Annotated in this window: 16 protein-coding genes; 8 read left to right on the top strand and 8 right to left on the bottom strand. The window is 69.4% G+C overall.

Annotated features, from left to right (window positions below; translation table 11 throughout):
- Positions 1-110: 110 nt before the first annotated feature.
- The 3 genes from OIB37_RS20785 (at position 111) to OIB37_RS20795 (ending at position 1,587) form a co-directional block, all read left to right on the top strand.
- Positions 111-506, top strand: a complete 396-nt coding sequence (locus OIB37_RS20785) for a BlaI/MecI/CopY family transcriptional regulator (RefSeq protein WP_443058182.1) — start codon at positions 111-113, stop codon at positions 504-506.
- A gap of 9 nt (positions 507-515) precedes the next feature.
- Positions 516-1,049 (top strand): amino-acid N-acetyltransferase, encoded by a 534-nt coding sequence (locus tag OIB37_RS20790; protein WP_330459110.1) that lies wholly within the window; start codon positions 516-518, stop codon positions 1,047-1,049.
- 202 nt (positions 1,050-1,251) lie between these two features.
- Positions 1,252-1,587: a histone-like nucleoid-structuring protein Lsr2 gene (locus OIB37_RS20795; protein ID WP_330459111.1), complete on the top strand. Its 336-nt coding sequence runs from the start codon at positions 1,252-1,254 to the stop codon at positions 1,585-1,587.
- Here the strand turns inward: OIB37_RS20795 and OIB37_RS20800 are convergent.
- Positions 1,566-2,285: an SCO3374 family protein gene (locus OIB37_RS20800; RefSeq protein WP_330459112.1), complete on the bottom strand. Its 720-nt coding sequence runs from the start codon at positions 2,283-2,285 to the stop codon at positions 1,566-1,568. The genes OIB37_RS20795 and OIB37_RS20800 overlap by 22 nt on opposite strands.
- A gap of 430 nt (positions 2,286-2,715) precedes the next feature.
- On the opposite strand from OIB37_RS20800, the gene OIB37_RS20805 reads away from it, so the two are divergent.
- Positions 2,716-5,241 (top strand): ATP-dependent Clp protease ATP-binding subunit, encoded by a 2,526-nt coding sequence (locus OIB37_RS20805; protein ID WP_330459113.1) that lies wholly within the window; start codon positions 2,716-2,718, stop codon positions 5,239-5,241.
- A 77-nt stretch (positions 5,242-5,318) separates the two neighbouring features.
- Here the strand turns inward: OIB37_RS20805 and OIB37_RS20810 are convergent, their stop codons facing one another.
- Complete coding sequence (locus OIB37_RS20810) at positions 5,319-5,942, bottom strand: HAD family acid phosphatase (protein ID WP_330459114.1); 624 nt, start codon at positions 5,940-5,942, stop codon at positions 5,319-5,321.
- Between the two features lie 462 nt (positions 5,943-6,404).
- Between OIB37_RS20810 and OIB37_RS20815 the strand changes: the two genes are divergently transcribed.
- Positions 6,405-6,956, top strand: a complete 552-nt coding sequence (locus tag OIB37_RS20815) for a M23 family metallopeptidase (protein ID WP_330459115.1) — start codon at positions 6,405-6,407, stop codon at positions 6,954-6,956.
- Position 6,957: 1 nt separating this feature from the next.
- On the opposite strand, the gene OIB37_RS20820 is transcribed toward OIB37_RS20815, so the two are convergent.
- Positions 6,958-7,557, bottom strand: a complete 600-nt coding sequence (locus tag OIB37_RS20820) for a TetR/AcrR family transcriptional regulator (RefSeq protein WP_330459116.1) — start codon at positions 7,555-7,557, stop codon at positions 6,958-6,960.
- A 124-nt stretch (positions 7,558-7,681) separates the two neighbouring features.
- On the opposite strand from OIB37_RS20820, the gene OIB37_RS20825 reads away from it, so the two are divergent.
- The 3 genes from OIB37_RS20825 (at position 7,682) to OIB37_RS20835 (ending at position 10,421) form a co-directional block, all read left to right on the top strand.
- On the top strand, positions 7,682-9,286 hold the full coding sequence (locus OIB37_RS20825; RefSeq protein WP_330459117.1) for an MDR family MFS transporter: 1,605 nt from the start codon (positions 7,682-7,684) through the stop codon (positions 9,284-9,286).
- Positions 9,287-9,476: 190 nt separating this feature from the next.
- Positions 9,477-9,941, top strand: a complete 465-nt coding sequence (locus tag OIB37_RS20830) for a helix-turn-helix transcriptional regulator (RefSeq protein ID WP_330459118.1) — start codon at positions 9,477-9,479, stop codon at positions 9,939-9,941.
- A 36-nt stretch (positions 9,942-9,977) separates the two neighbouring features.
- Positions 9,978-10,421, top strand: a complete 444-nt coding sequence (locus OIB37_RS20835; RefSeq protein WP_330459119.1) for a VOC family protein — start codon at positions 9,978-9,980, stop codon at positions 10,419-10,421.
- 19 nt (positions 10,422-10,440) lie between these two features.
- Here OIB37_RS20835 and cseC read toward each other — a convergent pair whose 3' ends face one another.
- The 5 genes from cseC to OIB37_RS20860 form a co-directional block, all read right to left on the bottom strand.
- On the bottom strand, positions 10,441-11,787 hold the full coding sequence (cseC, locus tag OIB37_RS20840) for a two-component system sensor histidine kinase CseC (protein ID WP_330459120.1): 1,347 nt from the start codon (positions 11,785-11,787) through the stop codon (positions 10,441-10,443).
- 10 nt (positions 11,788-11,797) lie between these two features.
- On the bottom strand, positions 11,798-12,502 hold the full coding sequence (gene cseB, locus OIB37_RS20845) for a two-component system response regulator CseB (RefSeq protein WP_330459121.1): 705 nt from the start codon (positions 12,500-12,502) through the stop codon (positions 11,798-11,800).
- Between the two features lie 38 nt (positions 12,503-12,540).
- Positions 12,541-13,191, bottom strand: coding sequence for a hypothetical protein (locus tag OIB37_RS20850; protein WP_443058183.1), 651 nt, complete (start codon positions 13,189-13,191; stop codon positions 12,541-12,543).
- Positions 13,179-13,718, bottom strand: coding sequence for a SigE family RNA polymerase sigma factor (locus OIB37_RS20855; protein ID WP_330459122.1), 540 nt, complete (start codon positions 13,716-13,718; stop codon positions 13,179-13,181). The genes OIB37_RS20850 and OIB37_RS20855 overlap by 13 nt, the downstream gene beginning before the upstream one ends.
- Before the next feature lie 272 nt (positions 13,719-13,990).
- The gene (locus tag OIB37_RS20860) at positions 13,991-14,866 is read right to left on the bottom strand and encodes an A/G-specific adenine glycosylase (RefSeq protein WP_330459123.1); all 876 of its coding nucleotides are present in this window, start codon (positions 14,864-14,866) and stop codon (positions 13,991-13,993) included.
- Positions 14,867-15,007 lie beyond the last annotated feature (141 nt).

The following is a 15,007-nucleotide window of genomic DNA, read 5'->3' on the forward strand; positions in this document are numbered from 1 at the left end:
TTTTTGTTCGCTTTAGCGGCCAAAGTGCACGTCAGGCACGCCATCGGGGGTATCTCCCAGTATTGTTCTGAGTTGTGCCTCGCCCATTGGGAGAACTCGAAGACGCCGTCATGACGCGGGTATGGAAGTGGAACCGGCCCGTGACGGTTCGGGAAGTCCTGGAAGACCTCCAGCAGGAACGCTCCATCGCGTACACCACCGTGATGACCGTTCTGGACAATCTTCATCAGAAGGGCTGGGTACGGCGCGAGGCCGAAGGGCGCGCCTATCGATATGAGGCCGTCTCGACCCGGGCCGCGTACGCCGCCGCCCTGATGAACGAGGCCTGGTCGCAGAGCGACAACCCGGCCGCCGCTCTCGTCGCCTTCTTCGGGATGATGAGCGACGAACAGCGCCAGTCCCTGAGGGACGCCGTACGCATCGTCCAGGGACCGGAAACGCGGGAAGCGCCGGAACCCCCGCAAGAGGAGAACCCCGGCTCGGCGGGGGACAGCGGCGGGCGATAGCGTCCGCCCATGTCAGCAGAGCGCTCCGAAGCGACCGCAAAAGCCATCACCGTCCGGCGGGCCCGGACCAGCGATGTCCCTGCCGTGCGCCGGCTCCTCGACGACTACACGCGCGAACGCATCCTGCTCGACAAAGCCACGGTCACGCTTTACGAGGACATCCAGGAGTTCTGGGTCGCGGAACGCGACGACAACGCCGAGGTGGTCGGCTGCGGTGCCCTGCACGTCATGTGGGAAGACCTCGCGGAAGTCCGCACTCTCGCGGTGAAGACCGGCCTCAGGGGCGCCGGCGTCGGGCACCGACTGCTGGAGAAGTTGCTGCACACCGCGCGCTGGCTCGGCGTCCGCCGGGTTTTCTGCCTGACCTTCGAAGTCGACTTCTTCGCGAAGCACGGCTTCGTGGAGATCGGTGAGACACCGGTCGACACCGATGTGTACGCGGAGCTCTTGCGTTCCTATGACGAGGGCGTCGCGGAGTTCCTCGGTCTCGAACGAGTGAAACCGAACACCTTGGGCAACAGTCGGATGCTTCTGCATCTGTGATCGCCAATGCCCCGGTTCCCTATGTCCGAAACGCGCATGTTTCCGGACGGTGTCGGCTCCTGAGTCTCTCCCAGGGGTTTGTGTTTTTCCGGCAAAAGCGGTTTGCTTTCCGACGTACTGCAGTACTGCATATAACAGGGGCGGCGAAACGGCGGGCGCCGCACACCCTCTGACACTCACGTTATCGATGAAAGGAAATCCGGTGGCACAGAAGGTTCAGGTCCTTCTTGTCGATGACCTCGACGGCGGCGAGGCGGACGAGACCGTCACGTTCGCGCTGGACGGCAAGTCGTACGAGATCGATCTCACGACTGCCAATGCGGACAAGCTGCGCGGCCTTCTCGAGCCCTATCTGAAGGGTGGTCGTCGCACCGGGGGCCGTGCCTCCGGTGGGCGTGGAAAGGCTCGTGTCGCTTCCGGCGGCAACCAGGACACCGCGGCGATCCGCGCCTGGGCGAAGGAGAACAACCTCGAGGTCAACGACCGCGGTCGCGTTCCCGCGTCCATCCGCGAGGCCTACGAGAAGGCCAACGGCTGATTCCGCCCACAGGCGGTCTGTCCGGCGCCCGGGCGCCGCAGCCGGACCCGGTGGCAGTGGGTTGCCACCGTGTCCACCAGTCGTACGAGATCGGGGGCGTGCCCGACGCCGCCCATGGCCGGCAGCGCCGGCAGCGCAGCCTCCACCTCGCACCCCGGCTCGGGGGGCCGCAGCCATACGGCGGCCCCCTGCACGGAACCGGCACGGCCCCCGGCGACGGAACCGCTCCGGGACGGAGCCGGAGCCCCGGCGCCGGACGGTTCGGGCGAGTGCGGGGCACCCCCGGAGAACGGCGAGCGCGGCGGGGCCGGTGGGCGCGGCGGGAGCGGCGCCTCCATCAGGCCGCCGGTGCCCAGGGCCCGCAGATCCAGCTCCAGCGCCCCCCACTCCAGCCAGTCGAGCAGCTCCGGCAGCTCCTCCGCGCTGCCCGCGGCCACCAGCAGCCGCATCCGCCCGCCCCACAGGGCCACCGGAGAACCCGGCACGAGATGTCTGAGCGCCTCCGCGCCCGCCTCGGCCGGCACGTCCAGGACGTCGAACCGCACCCCCGTCACCAGCCGCAACGGCCTGCCGGGCACTGTCGTCCAGCCCAGATCGTTCTCGTACCAGTGCCGGGCCCCGGAATCGGGGTCGGGCCCGGAATCGAGCGGACGACGGGGAAGGGGGACCGTGGAGGTCACGGGGACCGAGCCAGCCATGCCACATGCAACCGCCGAAGCGTGCCGAGAGTTACGCTGGGTTCTCATTTGATTGCACAGAGTGCCCACATGGGGGGCGTGCGGGGAGCGGCGGAGGCGCAAGGTTGTTCGCCCGTAGCGGAGGGAACCGGTGCGCACGGCATGGAGTGTCAGTCCCTGCGGGTAAGACATGCCTAGTGGGAGGGGGCGACACGCAGATCGGGCCGCCTCACGTTCGCCCTCGGCGTACTGGCGAGTGGGGTAACTGCCTGGCCTGCGGGAACATCGTCTCGCACCATCGGGTTGGAGCAGATGTCGGCGTTCGGGGTCAGGAGGCCATCGACGGTGTCGGCAGTTGGAATGAGCGGTCCCCGCTTGCGGGACTAAGCTGCGGAAGGACAGGGAGGGGAAGTTCCCCCCACTGCCTGACCGCTCTGAGGAGCGATTAACGATGTTCGAGAGGTTCACCGACCGCGCGCGGCGGGTTGTCGTCCTGGCTCAGGAAGAAGCCCGGATGCTCAACCACAACTACATCGGCACCGAGCACATCCTCCTGGGTCTCATCCACGAGGGTGAAGGTGTCGCCGCTAAGGCCCTGGAGAGCCTCGGCATTTCGCTTGAGGCGGTCCGTCAGCAGGTGGAGGAGATCATCGGTCAGGGCCAGCAGGCCCCGTCCGGGCACATCCCCTTCACCCCCCGTGCCAAGAAGGTCCTGGAGCTGTCGCTCCGCGAGGCCCTTCAGCTGGGCCACAACTACATCGGCACGGAGCACATCCTGCTCGGCCTGATCCGTGAGGGCGAGGGCGTCGCCGCCCAGGTCCTGGTCAAGCTGGGCGCAGACCTCAACCGGGTGCGGCAGCAGGTCATCCAGCTGCTCTCCGGTTACCAGGGCAAGGAGACGGCCACCGCGGGCGGGCCGGCCGAGGGCACTCCCTCGACCTCCCTCGTCCTCGACCAGTTCGGCCGGAACCTCACCCAGGCCGCTCGTGAGTCCAAGCTCGACCCGGTCATCGGGCGCGAGAAGGAGATCGAGCGGGTCATGCAGGTGCTGTCCCGCCGTACCAAGAACAACCCGGTGCTGATCGGTGAGCCCGGCGTCGGCAAGACCGCCGTCGTCGAGGGCCTCGCCCAGGCCATCGTCAAGGGCGAGGTGCCCGAGACCCTCAAGGACAAGCACCTCTACACCCTGGACCTCGGTGCCCTGGTGGCCGGCTCCCGCTACCGCGGTGACTTCGAGGAGCGCCTGAAGAAGGTGCTCAAGGAGATCCGCACCCGCGGCGACATCATCCTGTTCATCGACGAGCTGCACACGCTCGTCGGCGCGGGTGCCGCCGAGGGCGCGATCGACGCCGCCTCCATCCTCAAGCCGATGCTGGCCCGCGGTGAGCTCCAGACCATCGGTGCCACCACGCTGGACGAGTACCGCAAGCACCTGGAGAAGGACGCGGCCCTCGAGCGCCGCTTCCAGCCCATCCAGGTCGCCGAGCCGTCCCTGCCGCACACGATCGAGATCCTCAAGGGTCTGCGTGACCGGTACGAGGCGCACCACCGCGTCTCCATCACGGACGAGGCCCTGGTCCAGGCCGCCACCCTGGCCGACCGCTACATCTCGGACCGCTTCCTGCCGGACAAGGCGATCGACCTGATCGACGAGGCCGGTTCCCGGATGCGCATCCGCCGGATGACCGCGCCGCCGGACCTCCGCGAGTTCGACGAGAAGATCGCCGGCGTCCGCCGCGACAAGGAGTCCGCGATCGACTCGCAGGACTTCGAGAAGGCCGCCTCCCTGCGCGACAAGGAGAAGCAGCTCCTGGCCGGCAAGGCCAAGCGCGAGAAGGAGTGGAAGGCCGGCGACATGGACGTCGTCGCCGAGGTCGACGGCGAGCTGATCGCCGAGGTCCTCGCGACGGCCACCGGCATCCCGGTCTTCAAGCTGACCGAGGAGGAGTCCAGCCGCCTGCTCCGCATGGAGGACGAGCTCCACAAGCGGGTCATCGGCCAGATCGACGCCGTCAAGGCGCTGTCGAAGGCGATCCGCCGTACGCGTGCCGGTCTGAAGGACCCGAAGCGCCCCGGTGGCTCGTTCATCTTCGCCGGCCCCTCCGGTGTCGGTAAGACCGAGCTGTCCAAGGCGCTCGCCGAGTTCCTCTTCGGCGACGAGGACGCGCTGATCTCCCTCGACATGTCGGAGTTCAGCGAGAAGCACACGGTCTCGCGTCTGTTCGGTTCCCCGCCCGGATACGTGGGTTACGAAGAGGGCGGCCAGCTGACCGAGAAGGTCCGCCGCAAGCCGTTCTCCGTGGTCCTCTTCGACGAGGTCGAGAAGGCGCACCCGGACATCTTCAACTCGCTGCTGCAGATCCTGGAGGACGGTCGCCTGACCGACTCCCAGGGCCGGGTCGTGGACTTCAAGAACACGGTCATCATCATGACGACCAACCTCGGCACGCGGGACATCTCAAAGGGCTTCAACCTCGGCTTCGCCGCCGCGGGTGACACGAAGACCAACTACGAGCGCATGAAGAACAAGGTCTCGGACGAGCTCAAGCAGCACTTCCGCCCCGAGTTCCTCAACCGCGTCGACGACGTGGTCGTCTTCCCGCAGCTGACGCAGGAGGACATCCTGCGGATCGTCGACCTGATGATCGGCAAGGTGGACGAGCGCCTGAAGGACCGGGACATGGGCATCGAGCTCTCCCAGTCCGCCAAGGAGCTGCTGTCCAAGAAGGGTTACGACCCGGTGCTGGGCGCGCGTCCGCTGCGTCGCACGATCCAGCGCGAGATCGAGGACACGCTCTCGGAGAAGATCCTCTTCGGCGAGCTGCGCCCCGGTCACATCGTGGTCGTGGACACCGAGGGCGAGGGCGACGCCATCACCTTCACCTTCCGGGGTGAGGAGAAGTCGGCGCTGCCCGACGTCCCGCCGATCGAGCAGGCGGCCGGCGGTGCCGGACCGAACCTGAGCAAGGACGCGTGACCTCTCTCCTGAGGGGTTGAGCCGAACGAGAAGGGGCCGGTGCTCACTGAGCACCGGCCCCTTCTCGTGTGCGCCGGTTACGACAACTGGCCGTCGTAGTCCGGCAGCTTGAAGGTCTGCTCGGCGTGGCCGCCCGTGAGGTCGGTGGCGCTGTTGCCGATGTTGGCGATGATCGTGTAGCCCTGGCTCTCGATGTCGGCGCGCTGGGCGGTCTTGTAGGCGGCGACGTCCTTGAAGAGGTCGAACAGACCGCGGACGTAGAGGCCGGAGACGTCGTAGCCGTCGTGTTCGAGGTTGTACTCGGTGGGCCAGGCGATGATGCCCGGGCGGGCCGTGACGAAGAAGAGCCTGACGCCGTGCTCCTGGGCGTAGCGGGCGACGTCCAGGACGGGCTTGTTGGCGGGCTGCGGGTAGCTGAAGCCGAAGTCGGTCTCCAGCGTGGTGTTGTCGATGTCGAAGACGATCGCCTGCTTCTCGCCCGGCCCGGCGGCGGCGACGCGGTTCTGGACGTAGGGCAGCGCCTGATCCATGACCGTCCGGCAGTCCCGCTGCCAGGTGGCGTAGTCGACCTGGGCGGTGCTGGTGGCGCCGGCGGCGGCCGGGGCGGCCTCGGCGGCCTGGGCCGGGGTGGCGAACGCGGCGAGCGCGGCCAGGCTGACGGCGGCCACGGGTATCCGGCGCGCCCAGGGGCTTGTGGTCATCGGTGGGGGGTCCTCTCACGTCCGTAAGCTGCACGGCCCGACGGGGTGGACTGTCAGGGGCATGATCTGTGGTGAGGGTGGCGCGAGAGGAACCGTAGGGTTACCGGACGGTAGGTGCCTAGAGGTGCGCGTCACATTTCCGCGAATTCCGGCGGGGGTGACCGGTGACAAGCCGCACAGGCGAAATATCCGTTACTAACCCTGATAGTGGGATGTGCTATTCGGGCAAAAAGGACACTTCGCCCGGAAACTCTGAGTGAAACAGCGACGTTGTCGCCGCTGGTCGTTCAGGGGTGGGTGCTCTGTCAAGAGGTGGGTGGATTTGGGGGCATCTACTGCCTTGGGTCGTAGATCGGTGAATTGTGGGCGGATGGGACGGCGGGGTACGAATGTCCGGCCACCCGGTGCGCGGAGACATTCGTGCGACGGGTGGCTTTCTGTCCCCGACTTCACGAGGTCTCGATGTTCCAGCGCTTCACGTCCCGTTCCTCCCGTGTGTCCTCGTTCCGTACCCGTGCGGCCGTCATGGCTGCCGGAGTGGGCGCCATGGCTGTGCTGGGCAGTGGGATCGCGAGCGCCGCCACTCCCGCCGCCGCCTCCTGGGTCGACCCGGTGAAGTCGTACACGCTCTCCGCGGGCTTCAACCAGGCCGGCAGCCACTGGATGCACAAGCACAGCGGCCAGGACTTCGCCGTCCCGACCGGCACCGAGGTCATCGCCGCGCACGGCGGCACCGTCGTCAAGGCCGGCCCCAACGGCGCCGGTGACGGCCCGGCGTACGGCAACGCCATCGTGATCAAGCACGGCAACGGCCTGTACTCGCAGTACGCGCACCTGTCCCGGATCGACGTCCACGTCGGCCAGATCGTGCGGACCGGCCAGCACATCGCCCTCTCCGGCAGCACCGGCAACTCCACCGGCCCGCACCTGCACTTCGAGATCCGCAAGACGCCGAACTACGGCTCCGCGGTCAACCCCGTCGTGTTCCTGCGCGCCGAGGGCGTCACCGTCTGACCTACTCCCTGCCGTGGGCGCCGCGGTGCGCCTGCGTGACCAGGTCCACGGCGACCTCGAGAACGGCCTCGCGCTTCTTCTCGGGGTCGCCTTCCAGGTCCTGCATCACGAACATCCCGGCGTGCAGCGTGAAGAGCGCGCTGAGCGAGCGGACCTGGTCGACCAGGTCGGCGTCGGGGTCGATGACGATGTCCCTGAGGCCGCGCATCCGGTCCTTGAAGGTGTCGCCGATGCGCAGTTCCCGTACCGTCGCCTGGTTCTCCTGCATGAACCGGAAGAGCGGTTCCGCGCCGGACAGGGCCCGGCTGTAGCGCCGTACGATCTCCTGCTTGGTCTCCAGGGTGTGCGGCTGCCCCTTGCCCCACTCGATCAAGTCCTCGATCGGCTGCGTCAGGTCCTTGAAGAGGCTGACGATGATCTCTTCCTTGGTCTTGAAGTGGTAGTACAGGGCTGCCTTCGTGACGTCGAGATGCTCGGCGATCTCGCGCAGGGAGGTCTTCTCGTACCCCTGATCCGCGAAAAGCTCGAGCGCCACGTCCTGGATGCGCTGGCGGGTGTTGCCGCGGCGCTGATGCTTGGTGCCGTCCATGGTGACGCCCATCCTCGTACTCCTCGCGCTTCCGCGGAAACTTACTTGACGCCCGGCTAGTAACCAAGCTACTTTCCCAGTGTAGTGAACTAGCCGGGCGGCAAGTAAGTAGTTGCCGCCAGGGGGAGTGGGAGACATGGCGGACACACAGGCAGTGACGGGCGACACGAAGCCCGCGGACAAGCCGGAGAAACAGCCGAAGAGCGTGCGGGTGGTCCTGCTCGCGCTCATGATCGCGATGATGCTCGCGATGCTCGACAACATGATCGTGGGCACCGCGATGCCGACGATCGTGGGTGACCTGGGCGGCCTGGAGCACCTGTCCTGGGTGGTGACCGGGTACACGCTCGCGACCGCGGCCTCGACCCCGATCTGGGGCAAGATCGGCGACATGTACGGGCGCAAGAGCGCCTTCCTCAGCTCGATCGTGATCTTCCTGATCGGTTCGGCCCTCAGCGGCATGGCCCAGGACATGGGGCAGCTGATCGGGTTCCGGGCGATCCAGGGACTCGGCGCCGGCGGTCTGATGGTCGGCGTCATGGCGATCATCGGCGACCTCATCCCGCCGCGTGAGCGCGGCAAGTACCAGGGCATGATGGCCGGTGTCATGGCGCTGGCGATGATCGGCGGCCCGCTGGTCGGCGGCACCATCACCGACAACTGGGGATGGCGCTGGGCCTTCTACATCAACCTGCCGCTCGGCGCCGTCGCGCTGGCGCTGGTCACCGCGGTGCTGCACCTGCCGAAGAAGCGCTCCAAGGCGGGCATCGACTACCTCGGCGTCATCCTGCTCACCGTCGGCATCACCTCGATCGTGCTGGTCACCACCTGGGGCGGCAGCGAGTACCCCTGGACCTCCGCGCGGATCATGGAGCTGATCGGCCTCGGCGTCGCCTCGCTGATCGGGTTCGTGTTCTGGCAGACCAAGGCCGCCGAGCCGGTGCTGCCGCTGCACATCTTCAAGAGCCGCAACTTCACCCTGATGTCCCTCATCGGCTTCATCACCGGCTTCGTGATGTTCGGCGCCACCCTCTTCCTGCCGCTGTACCAGCAGGCGGTGCAGGGCGCGTCCGCGACCAACTCGGGTCTGCTGCTCCTGCCGATGCTCGGCGCGATGCTCGTGACCTCCCTGATCGCCGGACGGGTCACCACCAGCAGCGGCCGCTACAAGGTCTTCCCGATCGTGGGCGGCGCGCTGATGATCGTCGGCCTGTACCTGCTGTCGACGATGGACACGGGCACGACCCGCTTCGTCTCCGGCGTCTTCATGGCCGTGGTCGGCGCCGGCATGGGCTGCCTGATGCAGATCACCATGCTGGTCGCGCAGAACAGCGTGGAGATGAAGGACATGGGCGTGGCCTCCTCGTCCACCACCCTGTTCCGCACCCTCGGCTCCTCCTTCGGCGTCGCCATCATGGGCGCCCTGTTCAACCACCGGGTGCAGGACGTCATGGCCGAGCGGGCCGGCGCACTGGGCAAGGGCATCACCGAGAAGTCGGCGCAGCTGGACGCGGCGAGCCTCGCCAAGCTGCCCGTCCCGGCGCGGGAGGCGTACCAGCACGCGGTGTCGTCCGGTACGCACTCCGCCTTCCTGCTGGGCGCGGTGATCGCGGTGGTCGTGCTGATCGCGGCCCTCTTCGTCAAGGAGGTGCCGCTGCGCAGCGCGCCGCAGAAGCCGGCCTCCGGCGAGGGCGCCGAGGACGCGGTGCCCGCACCGGCACCCGTGATCGAAGCGGTCTGACCCTCTCCTGAACCGAAGGCCCCCGGCTGGTGTCCGCCCCGGGGGCCTTCGCCTTTTCCCGCGCCAACCGGCGCCGCTCCCGCGGACGTGACCGATCGCCGTCGTGGCTTCTCGGCCGGCTTCTCAATTGACGGTCGCGGCCGTCCTGGGCTTCGGACGGTTGTCAGTGGCCCGTGCAAGCATCGGCTCCATGGACAAAGTGCGCCGCCTGCGTCTGGCCAAGGACGCCATGGACCGGGACTGGGCCGACCCCGGGCTCGACCTCGACGCGGTGGCCGCGCACGCCGGGTACTCGCGCTATCACTTCCTGCGCGCCTTCAAGGACGTGTACGGCGAGACGCCCGGGCAGTACCTCACACACCGGCGGATCGAGCGGGCGGAGGACCTGCTGCGGACCGCCAACCTGTCGGTGACCGAGATCTGCCTCCTGGTCGGCTTCAGCAGTCTGGGCACCTTCTCCACCCGGTTCAAGGCGTGGACCGGGCTCACACCCACCGAGTACCGGGCCCGGCACGTGGGACGCGGGGCCGCCCTCATACCGGGGTGCTACGCCATGCTCTGGGCCGGCGGGTTCCGGGACGGCCCCGGCGGCGGCCGGGCGGAGAGCGCAATTCCGGAGAAGCGCGCCGAGGACCCTGCTGCCTACGGTGACTGAGCAAGAGCCGATCACCGTGAACAGCAGGAGCACACCATGATCCAGGGACTCAAGATCGCGACCGTCTGGGTACTCGACCAGGACCGGGCCAAGGAGTTCTACACCGAGAAGCTGGGCCTCGAAGTCCGTACGGACCTGACGATGGGCGACGGCGGCATGCGCTGGCTGACCGTGGGCGCCCAGGGCCAGCCCGACGTCGAGCTCACCCTGATGGTGCCGGGCCCGCCCGCGATGGACCCCGAGTCCGCCGAGATGGTCAAGAAGCTCGTGGCCAAGGGGGTGCTCGGCGCCGGTGTGCTGACCACCGACGACATCCACGGCGACTACAAGCGGCTCAAGGACCGCGGTGTGGAGTTCCTCCAGGAGCCGCAGGAGCGCCCGTACGGCACGGAGGCGCTGTTCCGCGACGACTCCGGAAACTGGTTCTCGTTCACCCAGCCCCGCGAGGGCGACCTCGACACGTCGAAGGACTGGGCCTGACCAGGAGCCGGGCGGCGGCTCAGGAGCCCGGCAGCACCGGATAGCTGCCCGTGGCGGTCGGGGCGTGCTCCGGGAGCCAGAGGACGGCCACGGCGCCCTCGGAGGGGATGTGGTCGGGGGTTCCCGCGGGGCGTACGTTCCGGAAGGTCAGGCGGGCGCCCAGAACGCGCGCCTGACCGGCGGCGATGGTCAGGCCGAGTCCGTGTCCCTGGCCGGCGCGGTCCGTGCTGCCGGTGCGGAAGCGGCTCGGGCCCTCGGCGAGCAGTTCCTCGGGGAAGCCGGGGCCGTGGTCGCGGATGCGGATCACGCGGCCCTCGACGGTCACCTCGACCGGCGGCCTGCCGTGCCGGGCGGCGTTGGCGAGCAGGTTGAACAGCACCCGCTCCAGCCGGCGCGGATCGGTGGTGACCTCCGACTCGTGCACCACCCGTACGACGATGTCCGGGTCCTTGGCGGCCACGCGCCGGGCGACGAACTCGCCGAGCATGATGTCCTGCAGCTCGGCCCGCTCGGAGGCGCCGTCCAGCCGGGCCACCTCCAGGACGTCCTCGACGAGGGTGCGCATCGCCTTCGCCCGGTCCAGGACCAGCTCCGTGGGCCGGCCCGGGGGCAGCAGCTCGGCGGCGGTGAGCAGGCCCGTCACGGGGGTGCGCAGCTCGTGCGCGATGTCGGCGGTGACCCGCCGCTCGGCCTCGAGACGCTGCCGCAGCGCGTCCGCCATGGCGTCCACCGCGCGCGCGAGATCGTCGGTCTCGTCCCGTACGACCCCGCCGATCGCCTCCCGCACCCGTACGTCGGTCTCGCCGTTGGCGACCTGGCCCGCCGCGGCCGCCGCCTTGCGCAGCCGCCGGGACAGCTGCCCGCCGATCAGCACACCGAGCGCGCTGCCGCCGAGCACCACCGCGATGGAGCCGATGACCAGCGCCTGGTCGAGGTCCTTCATCACGTCCGTGGAGCGGTCCGGGAAGTGACCGTGCAGGGACAGCACGTGCCCGTCCTTGACCGGGACCGCCGCCCAGATGTCCGGCATGCTGCCAGGCCGGTCGCTGACGAAGCTGGCCCGGCGCCCCTCCCGGACCTTCTCCCGCAGCTCGGGCGGCAGCTCCGGATCGTCGATCCTGATGCTGGGGAAGTTGGGCCGCCCCGACAGCTCGTAGTTGCGCTGGGCGATCTGGACGCGCTGGTTGGCCAGGTCGCGGGCGTTGTCCAGCATGGAGACGCGGGCCGCGTTGTGCACGACCAGGCTCAGCGCGATCGCCACCAGACCGGCGACCATGGCGATCGCCGCGCTCAGTTTCCACCTGAGGCCGGTCCGCAGCCCCACACGCTCCACGCGCCGTACCGGGCGCCCGATGATCCCCCGCATGCCGCCTCGCTCAGGCCTTCAACTTGTAGCCGAAACCGCGGACCGTCTCGATCCGGTCCTGGCCGATCTTCTGCCGCAGCCGCTGCACATGGACGTCGACGACCCGGGTGTCACCGCCCCAGCCGTAGTCCCACACCCGCTCCAGCAGCTTGTCCCGGGACAGCACCGTGCCCGGCGCGGCGGAGAACTCCAGCAGCAGCCGCATCTCGGTCGGGGTGAGCGCCACCGGCTGCCCGGCCCGGCGCACCTCCATGCCCTCGGTGTCGATCTCCAGCTCGCCGAAGGTCAGCATCCCGCCGGTCGCCTCGTCGGCGCCGGCCGCCTCCCGCGCGGCCTGCCCGGCGTGCCCGAAGCGGCGCAGCACCGCGCGGATCCGGGCGACGAGGACGGCGCCGTCGAACGGCTTGGTCACGTAGTCGTCGGCGCCCGCCTCCAGCCCGAGGACCACGTCGATGGAGTCGGCGCGCGCCGACAGCATGATCACCGGCACGGTCGACTCGTCCCGGATACGCCGGCACAGGCTGACCCCGTCCAGACCCGGGACCATGACGTCCAGCAGCGCGATGTCGGGACGGTCGCCCCGGAACGCCGCCAGGCCCGACAGCCCGTCGGGCATGGCGGTGACCGCGAAGCCGTCCCGCTCCAGGGCGAGCTGGGTGGCCTCGCGGATGACGTCGTCGTCCTCGACGAAAAGGACGTGGGTCTGCTCTGCCATCCCGCTGCTCTCAGTCCTCGTGGTCCGCTGTGTGGTCGTCAGCCGGCCGGCACGGGGGAGGGGTCCCCGCCGACGGCGCTGCTGTAGTCGGTGTGCACGGGCTTGCCGGCGGCGAACCGTCCCGCCCTCCACCGGTACGGGATCACGTCCTCGCCCGAAGGGCTGGAGATCGGGTCGCCCCTCTTGTAGACCTGCTTGGTCACGCTCAGGACGCCGTCCTCGATCTCCGCGTAGACCGGGGACTCCTCGCTCCGGAAGACATTCTTGTACGCGCCGTTCTCCTCCCGGTACACGTACGAACCGATTCCGACCGCGTCGGCGCAGGTCAGCACGTTGATGACGACGTCGTCCGCGGTGCTGCCGGTCAGGTCGCCGTAGGAGACGTCCAGCGGGTCCTCGCCGCCGCACGGCTTCAGCTCCCGCTTGACCGCCGCCGAGACCGCGGGATCCTGCTTCAGCAGGGCGAGCGCGTCCACCCGCCGGCGACCGGTGGCCGGGCCGGGCGACGGGGAGGTGACGGCGCCCGCCACCGCGGAGGCATGCGCCGGCCCCTCGTCCCGGGCGCCGGTGCCCCCGGTGCCGCACGCGGCGACGGAAAGGCCGACGGCGGTGAGCACGGCCGCCGCCGCGATCACCGCCTGTGGACGTTCACGGGCCCGGCTGGGCCCGGCACCGGTCAGGCCGCGCAACGCTCCCGCTCCTCACGCTCCAGCGCCCGTGCGTCCAGATCGCGCGCCTCCAGCTCCTCGCGGAGCCGGGCGAGCGCCCGGTGCAGCGTGCTCTTGACCGTACCCGCCGACATGCCGAGGGCCGCGGCCGTCTCTTCCGTGGACATCTGCTCCCAGTGTCGCAGGACGACGACACTGCGCTGCTTGGGTGCGAGCACCTTCAGGATGTCCATCAGCAGGGCCCGGTCGGCGTGCTGCTCGGTGGCGTCCTCGATGGAGGCGTCCGGCAGCTGCTCGGTCGGGACCTCCTCCAGCCGGCGCGCCCGCCACCACTCGGTCCGCGTGTTGATCATGACGCGGCGCAGGTAGGCGTCGGCGAGCCGCTTGTCGGCGATGCCCTCCCAGCGGCCGTACGTCCGCACGAGCGCGGTCTGCAGCAGGTCCTGGGCGTCGACGGGGTCCGGGACCAGCCGGCGGGCGCTGCGCAGCAGCGCGTCCTGCCGGGTGCGGACGTACTCCTCGAACTCGAGCACCTCGCCCTGCGCCATGATCGACCGCCTCCGTCTCCCCGTTGCTCCGGTCGATGCCCGGAGTCCTGCGTTCCGCTGTCCCGGTGGTCCGCCGGGTACGGGAAAGACGCTACGGAGCTGTTGTCACGAGGCTGTGCGGAGCAGCCTGCGGCTGGCAATCGGCTGTCCGTCGGTTGTGTAACGGAAGTAGGCGCGGGGTAAGGAAGACTTCCCTTACGTGCCTTTATGGGATGGTTTGTCGGGCGGGGTGCGCCGTAACACGTCTCCCCGCCCTGTGACTTGGCTGTACGTCAGGTCAGCGGCAGCCGATAAAGGCCGCCCGGCATCGGCTCCACCAGGCCGTCCGAGACCAGCCCGTCGAGCGCGCGGGCGCGCTGCACCGGCTCGTGCCACACCCGGTCCAGCGCCTGCTGCGGCACCGGCACGTGCGCGTCCCGCAGCACCGCGAGCAGTTTGCCGCGGACCTGCCGGTCGGTACCGGCGTACGTCTGCCCGCGCCGCGGCGGCCCCTCGTGCTCCGGCTTGCCGGCCAGCCGCCAGGCGCACTGCGCGGCGATCGGGCAGCGCCCGCAGTCCTCGCTCTTCGCCGTGCACACCAGCGCGCCCAGCTCCATGGACGCGGCGGCCCAGCGGGCCGCCGTCTTCTCGTCCTCCGGCAGCAGCTCGCGCGCCAGCCGGCGCTCGGCGGCCGTGGTGGCGTTCGGCGGGTACCGCACCCCGGTCACCGCCCGCGCGAAGACCCGGCGCACGTTCGTGTCCAGCACCGGGTGTCGCTGCCCGTAGGCGAAGGAGGCCACCGCGGCCGCCGTGTACTCGCCGATGCCGGGCAGTGCCAGCAGCTGGGCGTGGTCGGTCGGCACGTCCCCGCCGTGCCGCTCCGTTATGGCCACGGCCGCTCCGTGCAGGCGCAGGGCGCGGCGCGGGTAGCCGAGCCGGCCCCAGGCGCGCACGGCCTCGCCCGGGGGCTCCTTCGCCAGATCGGCGGGGCGCGGCCAGCGGTCCAGCCACTGCTCGTAGACGGGCAGCACCCGGTTCACCGGGGTCTGCTGGAGCATGAACTCGCTGACCATCACGCCCCACGGACCCGCCTCCGGGCGACGCCAGGGCAGATCGCGGGCGTTGATGTCGAACCAGGCGAGCACGGGGGAGTGGAGCATCTCAGTCATGGTCCTTACGATCCTGCCACGCCTGGACCGGACATGGCCGGTGACCGCGCGGTCACGGAGCGTTGTGCCAGTTGAAGCCGCCTGCTCGTGGCGGAAGTTGCCCGGGATGATGATCCGGAAAAGTTGGTGACGGGGCGGCGG

It is taken from the genome of Streptomyces sp. NBC_00820, assembly GCF_036347055.1.
Classification (GTDB): domain Bacteria; phylum Actinomycetota; class Actinomycetes; order Streptomycetales; family Streptomycetaceae; genus Streptomyces.

Coding starts and splice junctions, on each gene's coding strand:
- OIB37_RS20790 (WP_330459110.1), top strand. CDS start 516: ATGTCAGCAGAGCGCTCCGAAGCGACCGCAAAAGCCATCACCGTCCGG.
- cseB (WP_330459121.1), bottom strand. CDS start 12,502: ATGGCAGAGCAGACCCACGTCCTTTTCGTCGAGGACGACGACGTCATC.
- OIB37_RS20810 (WP_330459114.1), bottom strand. CDS start 5,942: ATGACCACAAGCCCCTGGGCGCGCCGGATACCCGTGGCCGCCGTCAGC.
- OIB37_RS20785 (WP_443058182.1), top strand. CDS start 111: ATGACGCGGGTATGGAAGTGGAACCGGCCCGTGACGGTTCGGGAAGTC.
- OIB37_RS20820 (WP_330459116.1), bottom strand. CDS start 7,557: ATGGGCGTCACCATGGACGGCACCAAGCATCAGCGCCGCGGCAACACC.
- OIB37_RS20855 (WP_330459122.1), bottom strand. CDS start 13,718: ATGGCGCAGGGCGAGGTGCTCGAGTTCGAGGAGTACGTCCGCACCCGG.
- OIB37_RS20815 (WP_330459115.1), top strand. CDS start 6,405: ATGTTCCAGCGCTTCACGTCCCGTTCCTCCCGTGTGTCCTCGTTCCGT.
- cseC (WP_330459120.1), bottom strand. CDS start 11,787: ATGCGGGGGATCATCGGGCGCCCGGTACGGCGCGTGGAGCGTGTGGGG.
- OIB37_RS20800 (WP_330459112.1), bottom strand. CDS start 2,285: ATGGCTGGCTCGGTCCCCGTGACCTCCACGGTCCCCCTTCCCCGTCGT.
- OIB37_RS20830 (WP_330459118.1), top strand. CDS start 9,477: ATGGACAAAGTGCGCCGCCTGCGTCTGGCCAAGGACGCCATGGACCGG.
- OIB37_RS20825 (WP_330459117.1), top strand. CDS start 7,682: ATGGCGGACACACAGGCAGTGACGGGCGACACGAAGCCCGCGGACAAG.
- OIB37_RS20805 (WP_330459113.1), top strand. CDS start 2,716: ATGTTCGAGAGGTTCACCGACCGCGCGCGGCGGGTTGTCGTCCTGGCT.
- OIB37_RS20835 (WP_330459119.1), top strand. CDS start 9,978: ATGATCCAGGGACTCAAGATCGCGACCGTCTGGGTACTCGACCAGGAC.
- OIB37_RS20860 (WP_330459123.1), bottom strand. CDS start 14,866: ATGACTGAGATGCTCCACTCCCCCGTGCTCGCCTGGTTCGACATCAAC.